The organism is Streptomyces sp. NPDC059740, from assembly GCF_042733155.1.
Taxonomy (GTDB): Bacteria; Actinomycetota; Actinomycetes; order Streptomycetales; family Streptomycetaceae; genus Streptomyces.
In genome coordinates, this window is the sequence record NZ_JBHWGP010000028.1 from 75,796 (window position 1) to 91,751 (window position 15,956).

10 protein-coding genes are annotated in these 15,956 nt (G+C 72.9%); 7 read left to right on the forward strand and 3 right to left on the reverse strand.

What is annotated here, in order from left to right:
• Positions 1-181 precede the first annotated feature (181 nt).
• Positions 182-1,000, forward strand: coding sequence for an SAM-dependent methyltransferase (locus ACFV3R_RS26000; protein WP_385587873.1), 819 nt, complete (start codon positions 182-184; stop codon positions 998-1,000).
• A gap of 261 nt (positions 1,001-1,261) precedes the next feature.
• Positions 1,262-5,089 (forward strand): GH92 family glycosyl hydrolase, encoded by a 3,828-nt coding sequence (locus tag ACFV3R_RS26005; RefSeq protein WP_385587876.1) that lies wholly within the window; start codon positions 1,262-1,264, stop codon positions 5,087-5,089.
• 102 nt (positions 5,090-5,191) lie between these two features.
• Here the strand turns inward: ACFV3R_RS26005 and ACFV3R_RS26010 are convergent, their stop codons facing one another.
• A complete protein-coding gene (locus tag ACFV3R_RS26010) occupies positions 5,192-6,037 on the reverse strand; it encodes a polysaccharide lyase family 7 protein (RefSeq protein ID WP_385587879.1) in 846 nt (281 codons plus the stop codon).
• Positions 6,038-6,576: 539 nt separating this feature from the next.
• On the opposite strand from ACFV3R_RS26010, the gene ACFV3R_RS26015 reads away from it, so the two are divergent.
• Positions 6,577-7,920 (forward strand): 6-phospho-beta-glucosidase, encoded by a 1,344-nt coding sequence (locus ACFV3R_RS26015; RefSeq protein ID WP_385587882.1) that lies wholly within the window; start codon positions 6,577-6,579, stop codon positions 7,918-7,920.
• A 92-nt stretch (positions 7,921-8,012) separates the two neighbouring features.
• Here ACFV3R_RS26015 and ACFV3R_RS26020 read toward each other — a convergent pair whose 3' ends face one another.
• Positions 8,013-8,192, reverse strand: coding sequence for a hypothetical protein (locus tag ACFV3R_RS26020; protein ID WP_385587885.1), 180 nt, complete (start codon positions 8,190-8,192; stop codon positions 8,013-8,015).
• Positions 8,193-8,435: 243 nt separating this feature from the next.
• Here ACFV3R_RS26020 and ACFV3R_RS26025 point away from each other — a divergent pair, with 243 nt between their 5' ends.
• The 4 genes from ACFV3R_RS26025 (at position 8,436) to ACFV3R_RS26040 (ending at position 13,758) form a co-directional block, all read left to right on the forward strand.
• Positions 8,436-9,560: a PP2C family protein-serine/threonine phosphatase gene (locus ACFV3R_RS26025; protein ID WP_385587888.1), complete on the forward strand. Its 1,125-nt coding sequence runs from the start codon at positions 8,436-8,438 to the stop codon at positions 9,558-9,560.
• A gap of 80 nt (positions 9,561-9,640) precedes the next feature.
• Positions 9,641-9,973: a hypothetical protein gene (locus ACFV3R_RS26030; RefSeq protein ID WP_385587892.1), complete on the forward strand. Its 333-nt coding sequence runs from the start codon at positions 9,641-9,643 to the stop codon at positions 9,971-9,973.
• A 208-nt stretch (positions 9,974-10,181) separates the two neighbouring features.
• Complete coding sequence (locus ACFV3R_RS26035; RefSeq protein WP_385587896.1) at positions 10,182-11,702, forward strand: peptide MFS transporter; 1,521 nt, start codon at positions 10,182-10,184, stop codon at positions 11,700-11,702.
• A gap of 52 nt (positions 11,703-11,754) precedes the next feature.
• Positions 11,755-13,758, forward strand: coding sequence for a CocE/NonD family hydrolase (locus tag ACFV3R_RS26040; RefSeq protein WP_385587899.1), 2,004 nt, complete (start codon positions 11,755-11,757; stop codon positions 13,756-13,758).
• On the opposite strand, the gene ACFV3R_RS26045 is transcribed toward ACFV3R_RS26040, so the two are convergent.
• Positions 13,646-15,730, reverse strand: a complete 2,085-nt coding sequence (locus ACFV3R_RS26045) for an ABC transporter ATP-binding protein (protein WP_385587902.1) — start codon at positions 15,728-15,730, stop codon at positions 13,646-13,648. The two genes, ACFV3R_RS26040 and ACFV3R_RS26045, sit on opposite strands and share 113 nt — an antisense overlap.
• Positions 15,731-15,956 lie beyond the last annotated feature (226 nt).

Below are 15,956 nucleotides of genomic sequence, written 5' to 3' on the forward strand. Positions count from 1 at the left end.
GCCGCCCCGCACCCGGCATCCACCACCGAACCGCCGCAACCTGCCCGCCGCACCCGGGCATTGACCCCCAGCGGCCGCCGGGGAGCGCCCGACGCGGAGGTAGGGTGTGCCCGGCACGCCGAGCGGGCCCCTGACGGGTTCCCCGGCCACCTCCCGCGCCCCACCACGACCGGAGCAGCACATGGCCCAGCATCCCGTCCCGATGCAGGGGTTCCCCGCGGCACAGATCGACACCGCGACACCGCACCCCGCCCGGATGTACAACTACTACCTCGGCGGCCGGGACAACTACGAGGTCGACCGGGAGGCGGCGGAGGCCTTCATGGCGAAGGCGCCCGACGCCCGCCCCAGCGCCCTCGCCAACCGGGACTTCGTGCGCCGGGCGGTCCGCACCGTCGTGGCGGCCGGCGTCCGGCAGATCATCGACATCGGCACCGGCATCCCCGCCGCCCCCAACACCCATGAGGTGGCGGCGGAGGTGGCCGCCGGCGTCCGCGTGGCCTACGTCGACAACGACCCGATCGTGGCGACCCACGCCGGCGCCCGGCTGACCACCACCGGCAACACCTCCTTCGTCCTCGGGGACCTCCGGGACCCCGAAGCCCTGCTCGACGCCCCGGGCATCCGTGATCTGATCGACTTCGGCCGGCCCGTCGCACTGCTGCTGGTGGCCGTACTGCACTTCGTGCGGGACGAGGAGGACCCGGCGGGCATCGTCCGCGCCCTGGCGGCCCGCCTGGCACCCGGCAGCCACCTGGTACTCAGCCACGGCACGCTCGACTTCCACGAGCAACAGGAGGACGCCACCCCCGTGTACCGCAGGGCCACCGCGCCGCTGACCCTGCGTGACCGCGCCTCCTGCCTGCGGTACTTCGAGGGCTTCACGCTCCTGGAGCCGGGGCTGGTCCGCATCCCCCTGTGGCGACCGGAGGACACACCCCCGCAGGCCCCCGGGACGGCCCGCGCCGCCCTCTGGGGCGGGGTGGGCGTCAAGGACTGAGAGCGGGCGCCCCGCGCGGCGGACCCGGACGGGGGCGCCCGGAGCGACCCGCAGCGCACCCCACGGCGGAAGGCGGCGGCGCGCCACCCGGCCCGCCGGTCGCCCGCCCCTGCGGCGGCTGCCGGTTCGCCCGTCGCCCGCCCCTGCGGCGGCTGCCGGTTCGCCCGTCCCAACCCCTTGACACCCCACCAGATTTGAGACGTACTGGGTCCCGCTGTTGACAACGTTGTCCATCGCGAGGAACCCGAGGAGTCCCGGGGAATGCAGCGCAGAGTTCGGCACAGACACGCAAGAGGTTTCCCAGCAGTCGTCCTCGGGACGGCTGTGGTCCTGCTCGTCGGCACGGTCCAACAGGCCACGGCGGTACCGGGCGCCTCCCACCACGCGGCCACCAGCTTCCGGTCCTCCTTCGAGGACGGCCAGCCCGCGCCCGACTGGCAGAGCACCGCCGAGACCGACGCCGCCGGGAAGCCCCGGCGTTCCGGGGTGGACGGCTCCTACGGTTCCGGCATCCCCGGAAACCTCAACGACCACGTCACCGACGTGCGGGCCAGCAACCAGAACGACGGGGCGGGTGAGGGCGCGGCCAACCTCGTCGACGGCTCCTCGGCCACCAAGTGGCTGGCCTTCACGCCCACGGCCTGGGTCGAGTTCGACCTGGACGCGGCCACGAAGATATCCCGCTACGCGTTCACCTCGGCCAACGACCACGACGAACGCGACCCCAAGGCGTGGACGCTGGAGGGCTCGACGGACGGCAAGGACTGGAAGTCCCTGGACACCCGCGAGGACCAGGCCTTCACCGACCGGCACCAGACCAAGACCTACGACCTGGCCGGCGCCCCCGAGGCCTACGCCCACTACCGCATCGAGTTCACCGCCAACAACGGCGCGAGCGACGCCCTCCAGCTGGCCGACGCCCAGCTCTCCACGGGCACCACGGACCCGCCGGGCCCGAAGGACATGCAGACGCTGGTCGACCACGGCCCCACCGGCTCCCCCACCGCCAAGTCCGGCGCCGGCTTCACCGGTCGCAACGCCCTGCGGTACGCCGGTACGCACAGCGCCGAGGGCCACGGCTACGCGTACAACAAGGTCTTCGACGTCAACGTGGCCGTCGGCCGGGACACCGAGCTGGACTACCGGATCTTCCCGTCCATGCCGGAGACCGACCTGAACTACCCGGCCACCTACGTCTCCGTCGACCTCGCCTTCACCGACGGCACCTACCTGAGCGACCTGGACGCGATCGACCAGAACGGCTTCCGCCTCAGTCCGCAGGGCCAGGGCGCCTCCAAGTCGCTGTACGTGAACCAGTGGAACGACCGGACCTCGCGGATAGGCGACGTGGCGGCGGGCAAGACCGTCGACCGGATACTGGTGGCCTACGACGCGCCGAAGGGGCCGGCCAAGTTCCGCGGCTGGGTCGACGACGTGGCGCTGGCCGTGCACCGGCCGCAGGCTCCGAAGGCGCACCTGTCGGACTACGCGGTCACCACTCGCGGCACCAACTCCAGCGGCGACTTCTCGCGGGGCAACAACATCCCGGCGACCGCCGTGCCGCACGGATTCAACTTCTGGACGCCGGTGACCAACGCCGGTTCCACGAGCTGGCTGTACGACTACGCCCGGTCCAACAACGCCGACAACGAGCCCACCCTGCAGGCGTTCGCGGCGAGCCATGAGCCGAGCCCGTGGATGGGCGACCGGCAGACCTTCCAGGTGATGCCGTCCGCGGCCAAGGGCACCCCGGCGACGGGGCGCACCGACCGCGCCCTGCCCTTCAGGCACGAGAACGAGACCGCCCGGCCCTACGAGTACCAGGTCACCTTCGACAACGGGCTGCGCACGCAGATCGCCCCGACCGACCACGCCGCGATGATGCGGTTCAGCTACCCGGGCGACGACGCCTCGGTGATCTTCGACAACGTCTCCGAGCAGGGCGGCCTGACGCTCGACAAGGAGCACTCCACGATCACGGGGTACTCCGACGTCAAGAGCGGCCTGTCCACGGGCGCCACGCGGCTGTTCGTGTACGGGACCTTCGACGCGCCCACCGAGGCCGGCGACTCCTCGGGCGTCAAGGGCTACCTGAAGTTCGACGCGGGCAAGGACCGCACCGTCACCCTGCGGCTGGCGACCTCGCTCATCAGCGTGGACCAGGCGAAGGCCAACCTGGACCGGGAGATACCCGCGGGCACCTCCTACACCACCGTGCGGCACCGGGCGCAGCGGCAGTGGGACGACCTCATGCACGTCGTGGAGGTCCAGGGGGCGAGCCCGGACCAGCTCACCACGCTCTACTCCAGCCTCTACCGGCTCTACCTCTATCCCAACAGCGGTTTCGAGAACACCGGCACCGCGAGCAAGCCCAAGTACCAGTACGCCAGCCCGTTCTCGGCCATGCCGGGGCAGGACACCCCGACGCACACCGGCGCGAAGATCGTCGACGGCAAGGTGTACGTCAACAACGGCTTCTGGGACACCTACCGCACCACCTGGCCGGCCTACTCGCTGCTCACGCCCGAGAAGGCCGGTGAACTCGTCGACGGCTTCGTGCAGCAGTACAAGGACGGCGGCTGGATCTCCCGCTGGTCCTCGCCGGGCTACGCGGACCTGATGACGGGCACCTCCTCCGACGTGGCGTTCGCCGACGCCTACACCAAGGGCGTGCACTTCGACGCCGAGGCGGCCTACCAGGCGGCGCTGAAGAACGCGACCGTCGTACCGCCGTCCTCGGGTGTGGGCCGCAAGGGCATGGAGACCTCGCCGTTCACCGGCTACACCAGCACCGACACCGGTGAGGGCATGTCGTGGGCCATGGAGGGCTACGTCAACGACTTCGGCATCGGCCGCATGGGGCAGGCGCTGTACAAGAAGACGGGCGAGAAGCACTACAAGGAGGAGTCGGAGTACTTCCTCAACCGCGCCCAGGACTACGTCGAGCTCTTCGACAAGAACGTCGGGTTCTTCCAGGGCAGGAACGCCAAGGGTGACTGGCGCCTGCCGGCGGACCAGTACGACCCGCGGGTGTGGGGCTACGACTACACCGAGACCGACGGCTGGGGCTACGCGTTCACCGCCCCGCAGGACAGCCGCGGTCTGGCCGACCTGTACGGCGGCCGGGCGGGCCTGGCGAAGAAGCTCGACACCTACTTCGCCACGCCGGAGACCGCCTCCGCCCCGTTCACCGGCTCCTACGGCGGAGTCATCCACGAGATGACCGAGGCGCGGGACGTGCGCATGGGCCAGTACGGCCACAGCAACCAGGTCGCCCACCACGTCGCCTACATGTACGACGCGGCCGGTCAGCCGTGGAAGACGCAGGAGAAGGTCCGCGAGGTCCTCTCCCGGCTCTACCAGGGCAGTTCCATCGGGCAGGGCTACCACGGCGACGAGGACAACGGCGAGCAGTCGGCCTGGTACCTCTTCTCCGCGCTGGGGTTCTACCCGCTGGTGATGGGCGGCGACGAGTACGCCATCGGCTCGCCGCTGTTCACCAAGGCGACGCTGCACCTTTCGAGCGGCAAGGACCTGGTCGTCAAGGCGCCGAAGAACAGCTCGCGCAACATCTACGTGCAGGGCGTCCGGGTCGACGGCAAGAAGTGGGACAAGACCTCGCTGCCGGCCTCGCTGGTCTCCCGCGGCGGCACCGTCGAGTTCGCCATGGGGTCGAAGCCGTCGTCCTGGGGCACCGGGAAGAACGCCGGGCCCACCTCCCTCACCCAGGGGGACAAGGCTCCGACGCCGCGCTCGGACGCACTGGGCGGCAGCGGTCCGCTGACCGACGACACCTCGGCCACGAGCGGCACCCTCACCGACGCCGAACTGCCGCTGAAGGCGGCGACCAAGGCCGTTCAGTACACCCTGACCTCCGCCGACCGGGCCAAGGCTCCGAGCGGTTGGACCCTGCAGGGTTCCCAGGACGGCAAGGCCTGGCGCGACCTGGACCACCGCTCGGGTGAGTCGTTCACCTGGGACCGCCAGACGCGGGTGTTCAGCGTGGCCCACCCGGGCACCTACCGGCACTACCGGCTGGTGCCGGACGGTGGCGGGAGCACCGTCGCCGAGGTCGAGTTGCTGGCCTGACCGGCGCCGCCCCCGAGGGCGAGGACCGGCCCCGTCCGACGGTGACCTTCCGTCGGACGGGGCCGCTTCGCGATGGCGGTGCCCCGGCCGCCGCGCCGCCCGTCAGCTGTGCGAGACGGTGAGCCCGTAGAAGCCGACGCGGGCTCCCTTCGTCGTGCTGTCCGAGGAGGACTGGTTGTAGGAACCGGCCTTGAAGTACTGCTTGTAGGCGTTGAAGGCGGAGGGGATGGCGTAGTGGGTGGTGCTGCCGTTGACCGTGAGGTCGATCGTGTCGCCGCCCGAGACGGCGATGGTGTACGACCAGGTCTTGCCGATCGAGACGTGGCCGACGGTGTGGGTGGTCTGCCCGCCGGAGGGCGAGTTCTCGGTGCCCACGACGATGTCGCCGTCCGCGTGGTAGTACAGCTCCACCAGCGGCTTGGTCGACGACCCGCCGGTGCCCAGGTGGATCTGTCCGACGCAGACGTTGGAGGTCACCGACACCACGCGCAGGGTGGCGCTCAGCCGGTGGCTACCGCTCAGTGACCAGTTCGCCGCCGAGCCGTCCCGGTTCATCTCGCGCAGTTCGGAGCGGGCGTAGTTCGAGTTCGGCGTGGTGACACCTTTCTCGGGTGCCCAGAAGGTCATCGCGCCGTCGCGGGTGTCGGTGTAGAAGTACGAGTCCTGGAAGCCGTCGGCGCCCTGGAGCCGCGAGGACGAGACGGTGGTCGGCGAGCCCGGCGAGCCGACGGGCTCCTGGAGCTCCCAGACCGAGAGGTCGAAGTTGCCGCCGGGGGCCTTGCCGGGGTCGGCGGCGATGGTGACCGGGCCGGTCCCGGAAGCCCGGCCGGTGCTCGGCGCCGAGGCGTTGGGGGTGTCGCCCCGGGGGGCGGCCAGGGCGGTGGTCGCCGGGGCGGCGGCGAGGGCGCTCGCGGCGGCCAGAGCGGTGAAGAGCGTACGCAGGGGCATGGTCTGCCATCCCGTCACTGAGGTGTTCCGCGCGAAGAGATGCACCCGACGCCCGTGTTCACGGACATGAACGGCGACTCTCTTCCTGAACGTGTGGGAAAGTAGAACCGGCCCGTGTCCATGTCAAGGTCTGGACCAAAGGCACCTCCGTCCTCGGCGGCGCCCGCGCGGAGGCCGGTCGCCCGGCAGAGCCCCGCACCCCCTTCCGAGCAGGGCCACCCCCTCGCCCGGACACCTGCGGTGCGAGGCGACGGGCACCGCACCGGAGTACGCCTGTCGTCGGGTCGGCCGGCCGCCGGCACGGGCGGCACGGCCGGACGGCCGGCAGACGGTCCTTCGCGGCCGTGCTCGCGGCCGGCCGCCACCGGGCGGTAGGTTGGCGATCACGACGTGTGGTGCCCGTGGCCGGAACCACGAGTCCCCTCGCCGAGGCGCTGTGTCCGGTCCCGCCGGTGCGCGACCGCCGCGCACCGGCGGGGGTGACCGCAGCCGGCGGGTCCCGCGCGGCCTTGGCGAGGGGTCATGGAGGTGGTCCGGTAATGAGGTTGACCGTGCTGGGTGGCGGCGGGTTCCGCGTCCCGCTGGTGCACCGGGCGTTGCTCGACGACAGGGGCGACCCCGCGGGGCGGGTGAGCGAACTCGTCCTCCACGACACCGACCGGCAGCGGCTGGACGCGATCCGCGTCGTCCTCGCCCACCAGGCCGCGCACCACCCCGGCCCCGCCCCCACGGTGCGGACCACCACCGACCTGGACGAGGCACTGCGCGGCACGGACTTCGTCTTCTCGGCCATCCGCGTGGGCGGGCCGGCCGGACGCACCCGCGACGAGCGCGTCCCACTGGCCGAGGGCCTGCTCGGCCAGGAGACGGTCGGGGCGGGCGGCGTCCTCTACGGGCTGCGCACCCTCCCGGTGGCCGTCCACATCGCCGAGCGGATCGCCGCCGTGGCCCCGCACGCCTGGGTCATCAACTTCACCAACCCCGCCGGAATGGTCACCGAGGCCATGAGCCGCGTCCTGCGCGACCGCGGGTTCGGCGACCGGGTGATCGGCATCTGCGACTCGCCGGTGGGGCTGTGCCGGCGCGCCGCCCGCGCACTGGCGGTGGACCCGGACCGGGCGGACTACGACTACGTGGGCCTCAACCACCTGGGCTGGCTGCGCCGGGTGGTAGTCGACGGCCACGACCTGCTGCCGGGCCTGCTGGCCGACTCCGAGCGGCTGGAGTCCTTCGAGGAGGGCAGGCTCTTCGGCGCCCCCTGGCTGCAGACCCTGGGCGCGCTGCCCAACGAGTACCTGCACTACTACTACTTCCACCGGGAGGCGGTGGCCGCGGTGCGCGACGCGGCACGCACCCGGGGGGAGTTCCTCCACGCCCAGCAGGACCGCTTCTACGCGCAGGTGCCGGCGGACGACCCCGCGGGGGCGTACGCGGCCTGGGAGCGCACCCGCCTGGAGCGCGAGGAGACCTACATGGCCGAGAGCCGGGAGGCCACCGGCGGTTGGCAGCGCGACGCCTGCGACCTGGAGGGCGGCGGCTACGACCGGGTGGCGCTCGCGCTGATGCGTGCCATCGCCCGCAACGAGCGCACCACCCTCATCCTCAACGTCCCCAACCGCACCGCGGTGCCCGCACTGGACGCCGAGGCGGTGGTCGAGGTGCCGTGCCTGGTGGACGCCGGGGGCGCCCGCCCGCTCTCCACCGGAGCGGTCGCCCCGGACCAACTCGGGCTGATGCTGGCCCTCAAGGCCGTGGAGCGTTCGACCATCGAGGCCGCTGCGGACGGCTCCCGCAGCGCCGCGGTCCGCGCCCTGGCCCTGCACCCGCTGGTCGACTCGGTGCGCGTGGCCGAACGCGTCCTCGATGCTGCGGGCGTGCGCTAGGCGGTCTCGTCAGTCCCTGCGCCGCGCGGCGGACGGGAAGGTGACGGCAGCGTCCGGCCCGGGCCGGACGCGTGCCCCCCGGCGCGGCGGGTTCAGGCGGGGGCCGGGACGGGCTGCCGACGGCTCTCGACGATGCGGTACGTGTCGTGCCCGGGGTGGTAGACGATCTCCACGTCGCGTCCCCGCGTCGCCAGGCGTTCAGCCTCCGCGCGCAGCCGGGGGAGCGTTCTGACGTCCGCTGCCGGCAGCTCCTGCGAAATGCCGTACACCATTTTCCGCCACACCTCCGCGTCTGGTTGGGATGTCCGGTGACCCGTATGCCCACCGGTCCACCTCCCACACCACCCTTCTCGCGGGGCCACTGCGCCCCGGACGGGCGCAACCGTCGCCCGCGGCCACCGGTACGGGACCACCGCCGGAGCGGTACGCGTGTTCGGCCCGCGTCCGAGGGGTGTCACCCTCCGCGGCGGTGTCGCAGGGGGGCACGGCGGGCCGATTGCACCATGCTGGGCGCAGTGAGGGATTTCAAGCGGCGAATGGGCAGGGCCTGGGTGCCCTGGGCGGTGATCGTGGTGGCGGTCGTGGCCGATGTGGTCACCCCCACGGCGGTGACCTCCGCGCCGCTGCTCATCGCGGCCCCGGTCGTCGCGGCCTCCCTGACCGGGCCGGTCGGCATCCTCCTCGTGGGGGTGGTGGCGATGGGCGCGCACGCGGGCCTGGCCGCCCTGGACCACACCTTCGGCTGGGAGCACGGCGCCGCCAGCCAGACCAGCATCGCAGCCGTCACCGGGCTGTCCCTGTGGCTCAACCACTCCCTGCACCGACAGCACTCCCTGGCACACCGGGCCTGGCGTACCGCCGAGGTGGCACAGCGCGCCGTCCTGCCCGACCCGCCCGAGCGTCTCGGGGGCCTGCGCATCGCCGCCTGGTACGTGCCCGCCGACCGTGAGGCGCTGATCGGCGGCGACCTGTACCTGGTCCAGGACACACCGTTCGGCCTGCGGGTGCTCATCGGTGACGTGCGCGGCAAGGGGCTGGGGGCGGTCGCGGCGGTCAGCATGAACCTGGGCGCCTTCCGGTACGCCGCCGACCACGCCCCCGACCTGCCGCAGCTGGTGGAGGCCATGGAGGCCGCGCTGCGCGCCGAGGGCGCCCGCCGCCGCGGACTGGACCAGACCGAGGGGTTCACCACCGCGGTCATCGCGGAGTTCGACCGCGACCTGTCACACGTACGCGTCATCAACCAGGGCCATCCCCCACCGCTGCTGCACCACCGCGACGGGCACACGGTGGCGCTGGAACCGAGTTCGGAGGCGCCTCCGCTGGGGCTGACCTCACTGGGCACCTGGCCGGCCCCGGTGGACACCTTCGCCCTGCCGCCGGCTGCGATGCTCCTCTTCGTCACGGACGGTCTCACCGAGGCCCGGGACCCCGCAGGCAGCTTCTACCAGCCCCTGGAGCGGCTGCCCCACCTCGCCGGCCGCCATCTGCGCCGGCACGGCGGCCCGCCCGGGCCCGCCGAGCTGCTGGACGCGCTGGTGCACGACGTGAGCCGCCACAGCGCCGGCCGCGCCCACGACGACCAGGCCCTGCTCGCCCTGCAGTGCCCCTCCCCGCCCGAGGACGCCGGGAGTCCGTAGCGGTAGAAAGGTGCAGCGCGACGCGACCCTCGGGCCGAGGGCGGGCGCACCGAGCATCCGGAGCGGGAAGCGAGCAGCCGATGAACCACGACGACGAGGGTCCCTCGCTTGCCGCGCCGCAGGTGGAGGTGGGGCCGGACGGGCGCCTCTCGGTGCCCGCGGAGCAGGTAACCGCCCTGCTCCGGTCGGTCGCAGAGGTCTGGCGGGCGGGGGCCCGGGAGGGGGTTCCGGTCCTGGACGTCGAGGACGGCACGCAGGTGAGCCTGGAGCCCGTCACCGTGCGGGCCCTGGCCGACAGCCTCCGGGGCATCGCCGACGAGCTGGACGTGCAGTTCATCGACATCGCCGGCCGCACCCGGCCGGACGCCGACGACCCCGGCGGTGCGAACGGCCGGGGAAGCTCCGAGAGCTGAGCGGCGGACACCGCCCTCGCGGCCGGTGCCGCCGCGCGGTAGGTCGTGCTTCTGCCGCTGAGTGGGGTGTGCGGGTACCGCCGCTCCGGCGCACTCCCCACCTGCCGACGCACGGCACTATGACCCTTGTCACCTGCACAGACAGGTTTGTGGCGGGGGTCCGGGGGGAGCAGCGGGCTACCTTTCGGAAGAGCTTCGGAGTCCCGCCGTGTCACGAGCCGTCACCACGCCTGATCCCGCTCACCCGGAGCGGGGCTCCACGCCCTCCCCCGGCGGATCGCCCGCCCGCGGCGAGTTCCTCGGGCACCCGCGCGGCCTGCTGCCGCTGTCGGGCCTGGAGGTGTGGGAGCGGTTCTCCTTCCTCGGCATGCAGGCGATCCTCGTCCTGTACTTCGCGGACACCGTGGCCCACGGCGGGCTCGCGATGGCTCCGGCGACGGCGGCCTCGGTCACCGCCGCCTACGGGACCCTGGTGTACCTGGTCTCCGTCGCGGGCGGTTGGCTGGCGGACCGGGTGACGGGCGCGTACCGGGCGGTGCTGTGGGGCGGCGTGCTCATCGCCTGCGGCCACTACGCCATGGCCGCCCCCTTCTCCGCGTCCACCTGGCTCGGCCTCGGGTTGATCATCGCCGGCACCGGTCTGCTGAAGCCCAACGCCTCGACCCTGGTGGGCGGGCTGTACACCACCGCGGACCAGCGGCGCGACGCCGGCTTCGCGCTCTACTACACGGCCATCAACATCGGGGCCTTCCTCGGCCCGCTGGTGGCCGGCTGGCTGGGTCAGCGCGAGGGCTGGCACTGGGGTTTCTCCGCGGCGGCCGTCGGCATGACGCTGGGTCTGGTCCAGTACGTGCTGGGCCGACGCCATCTGCCGGGGCACCGCAAGGCCGCGCGGGCACTGCCCTCGCCCGCGGCGCGGCGCACCGTCCGGCTGCTCGGCGGCGGTCTGGTGCTGCTCGCGGTGGTCCTCGCGGCGCTCTCGGCAACCGGTGTGCTGACGACGGAGCGCTTCGTGGACGCGCTCACCGTGGTGGCGGTCGCGGCACCGGTCGCCTACTTCGCCGTCATGTTCAAGAGCCCCCGCACCACGCCGCAGGAGCGCGGCCGGTTGCGACCGTACGTGGTGCTGTTCGCGGCGTCCTGTGTCTTCAACGTCGTCCTCTTCCAGTCGTACTCGACCATCACGCTGCTGGCGGCGCAGCACGCCCGCACGGAGATCTTCGGGCTGCACTTCCCCTCCACCTGGTACAACTCCGTGCTGGGTGTCGGCGAGGTGGTGCTGGCCCCGGTGGTCGCCGCCCTCTGGCAGCGGCTGGGGACGCGGCAGCCGCACGCCTCCCGCAAGATCGCCTACGGGACGGTGCTGGGCGGGTTGTCCTTCCTGGTGCTGGTGCCGGCGACCTGGGACCGCTCGGGTGACTGGCAGATGGCGGCGTGGTGGCTGCTGGTGTCCTTCCTGCTGCTCGGTCTGGGCGACATCCTGCTGGAGACCACCGGCATGTCGGCCACCACCAAGCTCGCCCCGGCCGCTTTCTCCTCGCAGACCATGGCCCTCTGGTTCCTCTCCATGGCCGCTGCCAACGGCATCCAGGCGCAGGTCGTGCGGTACTTCGGCGTCATTCCCGACCGGCTCTACTTCGGGCTCAACGGGGCCGCGGCCGTCGTCGCGGGTCTCGCCGTGGTGGCCGCGGGCCCCTGGCTGCGCAGGCGCATGCACCCCGTCCACTGACCCGCCGGCCCCTCCTCTTCCCTCACCACCCCCGAAAAGCAACGGAACACCCATGCACATCCGCACCGACCTGCCGCACCCGACCTTCGCCGAGGACGTCTGGATCCCGCTGCCCGACGGCACCCGGCTGTTCGCCCGGGTGTGGCGTCCGCGCACCACCGAGCCCGTCCCCGCGCTCCTGGAGTACCTGCCCTACCGGCTCAGCGACTGGACTGCGCCGCGCGACGCCCAGCGGCACCCCTGGTACGCGGGCCACGGGTACGCCTCCGTCCGGGTCGACGTGCGCGGCCACGGCAACTCGGAGGGGCTGCCGACCGACGAGTACTCCGAGACCGAGCTGCGCGACGGGGTGGCCGTCGTCGAGTGGCTGGCGGCGCAGCCGTGGTGCACCGGGAGGGTCGGGATGTTCGGCATCTCCTGGGGCGGGTTCAACGCGCTGCAACTGGCCGCCCGGGCGCCTCAGGCCCTCCGGGCGGTGGTGACGGTGTGCTCGGCCGACGACCGGTACGACAACGACGTCCACTACACCGGAGGTTCGGTGCTGGCCGTCGACATGCACGCCTGGGCCGCCACCATGCTGGCGTTCACCTGCCGGCCGCCGGACCCCGCGTTCGTCGGGTCCGACTGGCGCGAGCGGTGGCTGACGCGGCTGGCGGCGGTCGAGCCGTACATCCACACCTGGCTCTCCCACCAGAGCCGTGACGCCTACTGGCGGCACGGCAGTGTGTGCGAGGACTACTCGGCCGTCCGGGCGCCCGTCCTGGCGGTCGGCGGCTGGCACGACCCGTACCGGGACACGGTGCTGCGGCTGGCCGAGCACCTCGACGCGGCCGGCACCCCGGTGCGCGGCATCATCGGCCCGTGGTCGCACCAGTACCCCGACCGTGGCCTGCCGCCCGGCCCCGCCATCGGCTTCCTCCAGGAGACGCTGCGCTGGTGGGACCACTGGCTCAAGGACGAGGACCGCGGCGTGACGCAGGACCCGCTGCTGCGGAGCTGGATCAGCGAGTCGCATCCCCCGGCGACCTGCTACGACCAGCTTCCGGGCCGCTGGGTCGGTGACCGCTCCTGGCCCTCCCCGAACGTCACCCCGACCACCTGGACGCTGCCCGGGACGGCTCCCCGGCCGGTGGCCTCGCCGCAGCACACCGGGGTGGACGCCGGCCGGTTCTTCCCGTTCGGGAACCAGGCGGACCTGCCGCCGGACCAGCGGGAGGAGGACGGCCGTTCCGTCTGCTTCGACCTGCCCGAACTCGGTGAGCGGCTGGAGATCCTGGGGCGCCCGGCGGTGCGCCTGCGGCTGACCAGTGAGGTGCCGCGCGGTCAGGTCGTGGCACGGCTGTGCGACGTGGCGCCGGACGGCTCGTCCACCCTGGTGACCCGTGGGGTGCTCAACCTGGTGGCGCGGCAGGGCCGGGACCGGGTGGTCGAGTGGGAGCCGGGTGCCACCGAGGACGTCGAGTTCCAGCTCAACGGCATCGGACACACCTTCCCGCCGGGCCACCGGGTGCGCGTCGCGCTGTCCTCCGCGTACTGGCCGTGGGTCTGGCCGCACCCGGACGGCGGGGGCTGGACGGTGGACCCGGGAGCCTCCAGCGTCGTCCTGCCGGTGCGTACACCGGGCCCGGACGACGGGGGCATCGCCTTCGAGGAACCCGAGCAGAGCCCGCCGCTGGGCGTCACCCACCCCGGGTCGCAGGAGCCGGGGCCGGAGCGCCGGGTGGTCAGGGACGTGGCGGCGGGCGAGTGGCGCCTGGAGGTGGACCCGCGCTACGGCGGCACCCGCCACTACCCCGACGGCCTGGAGTTCACCGAGGAGGCGCGGGAGGTCTACACCGTGCGCAGTGACGAGGCGACCAGCGCCCGGACCCGCTCGGACTGGTCGGTGCGGTTGCGGCGGGCCGACCTCGGCTGGGACGCGCGGGTCCGCACCCGGTCGGAGATCACCGCGGACCGGGACGCCTTCCACGTCCGGGACGAGGTGGTGTGCCACGACGGTGACGAGGAGGTCTTCCGCAGGTCCTGGCGCCGGAGCATCCCCCGCACCGCGGGGTGAGGCCCGGGTTGCGGGGGGGGGGCGGGGGGCCCCCCCCCCACCCCCGCGGGGGGGGGGCCGCCGCGAGGGCGGGCTGTGCGGCGGGCGGGCCGGCCGCCGGCGACTGCGGTGGTGCGTCGGCGAACTGGGTGCGGTGGAGTTCCGCGTACCGTCCGTCGGCGGCCAGCAGCGTCTCGTGGGTGCCCTGTTCGACGACGGCGCCGTCCTCCACGACCAGGATGCGGTCGGCGGCCCGGATCGTGGAGAGCCGGTGGGCGATGACCAGTGCGGTACGGCCCCGCAGGGCCGCGGCCAGCGCCTCCTGCACGGCTGCCTCGGAGGTGTTGTCCAGGTGTGCCGTGGCCTCGTCCAGGATCACCACGCGGGGCCGGGCCAGGAGCAGCCGGGCGATGGTGAGGCGCTGGCGCTCGCCGCCGGAGAGCCGGTAGCCCCGCTCCCCCACGACCGTGTCCAGGCCGTCCGGGAGTTCGGCGACCAGCTCCGCCAGCCGGGCCCGGCCCAGTGCGTCCCAGAGTTCCTCCTCGGTGGCCTCGGGTCGGGCCAGCGTGAGGTTGGCACGGAGGGAGTCGTGGAAGAGGTGGCCGTCCTGGGTGACCATGCCGAGGGTCTCGCGCAACGAGGCGGCGCTGAGGTCGCGGACGTCCACCCCGGCGATCCGCACCGCTCCCGAGTCGACGTCGTAGAGCCGGGGCAGGAGCTGGGCGATCGTCGACTTTCCGGCCCCGGAGGAGCCGACCAGGGCCACCAGTTCCCCGGGCTCGGCGCGGAAGGAGATGCCGTGGAGCACCTCTTCCCCGCCCCGGGCGTCGAGGACCGCGACCTCCTCCAGCGAGGCCAGGGAGACCTTGTCGGCGGCGGGGTAGCCGAAGCGGACGTCGTCGAACTCCACGGACACCCCGCCCTCGGGCACCTCGCGCGCGTCGGGCCGGTCCGTGATGAGCGGCTCCAGGTCGAGCACCTCGAAGACCCGCTCGAAGCTCACCAGGGCGCTCATCACCTCGATGTGGGCGCCGGAGAGGGCGGTCAGCGGGGCGTAGAGGCGGGTGAGCAGCAGCGCGAGGGAGACGACCGACCCGGCCTCCATCCGGCCCCGCAGCGCCAGGTAGCCGCCCAGGCCGTAGACGACGGCGAGGGCCAGCGCGGAGACGAGGGTGAGGGCGGTGACGAAGTACGTCTGCACCATCGCCGAGCGCACGCCGATGTCCCGCACGCGCCGCGCCCTGGTGGCGAACTCGGCCGACTCCCGTGCGGGGCGGCCCATCAGCTTGACGAGGGTGGCGCCCGGCGCGGAGAACCGCTCGGTCATCTGCGTCCCCATCGCGGCGTTGTGGTCCGCGCCCTCGCGCCGCAGGTCCGCCAGGCGCCGCCCCACCCGCCGGGCGGGCAGGACGAACAGCGGGAGGATCAGCAGCGCCACCAGGGTCACCTGCCAGGACAGGCTCACCATGGCGGCGAGGGTCAGGAGCAGCGTCACCAGGTTGCCGACGACGCCGGAGAGGGTGTCGCTGAAGGCCCGCTGGGCTCCGATCACGTCGTTGTTGAGCCTGCTGACGAGGGCGCCGGTGCGGGTACGGGTGAAGAAGGCGACGGGCAGCCGCTGCACGTGGTCGTAGACGGCGGTGCGCAGGTCGTAGATGAGGCCTTCACCGATGCCGGCCGAGAGCCGGCGGGAGACGAGCCCGCCGGCGGCCTCGGCGACCGCGATGGCGGCGATGAGCCCGGAGAGTCCGACGACCACGGTGGCCGGTCCGCCGCCGACGATGGCGTCGACGACCTTCCCGGCCAGCAGGGGCGTGGCGACCGCCAGCGCGGCGGACAGCGTGCTCAGCGTCAGGAACCAGACCAGCTTGCGGCGGTGCGGCCGGGCGAAGGCGGCGATGCGCCTGAGGGTGGCGGCCGAGACGGGGCGGCGGGCCTGCTGCGCCGTCATCGCCCCGCGCAGCGAGTGCCAGGCGGTGGTCTCCATGCTCATGGTGTTCCTCCGGAACGGTCCGTACCTCGGCGTCGGCCGGACGCCCGGCGACACGGGAAACCTAGGACCTGAACCGGACTTGAGGTCAATCGGCGCACCGGTGGCCGGGGACCTGCCGGCTTTCGTGCGCCGGGCAGGCCGATCGCCGGGCCGGAGCAGACGAAGAACTCGCGCGTCTTCAATTAGCCGAGCCGCACAGACAGTATCCCCTACCGAGAGCGCTCGT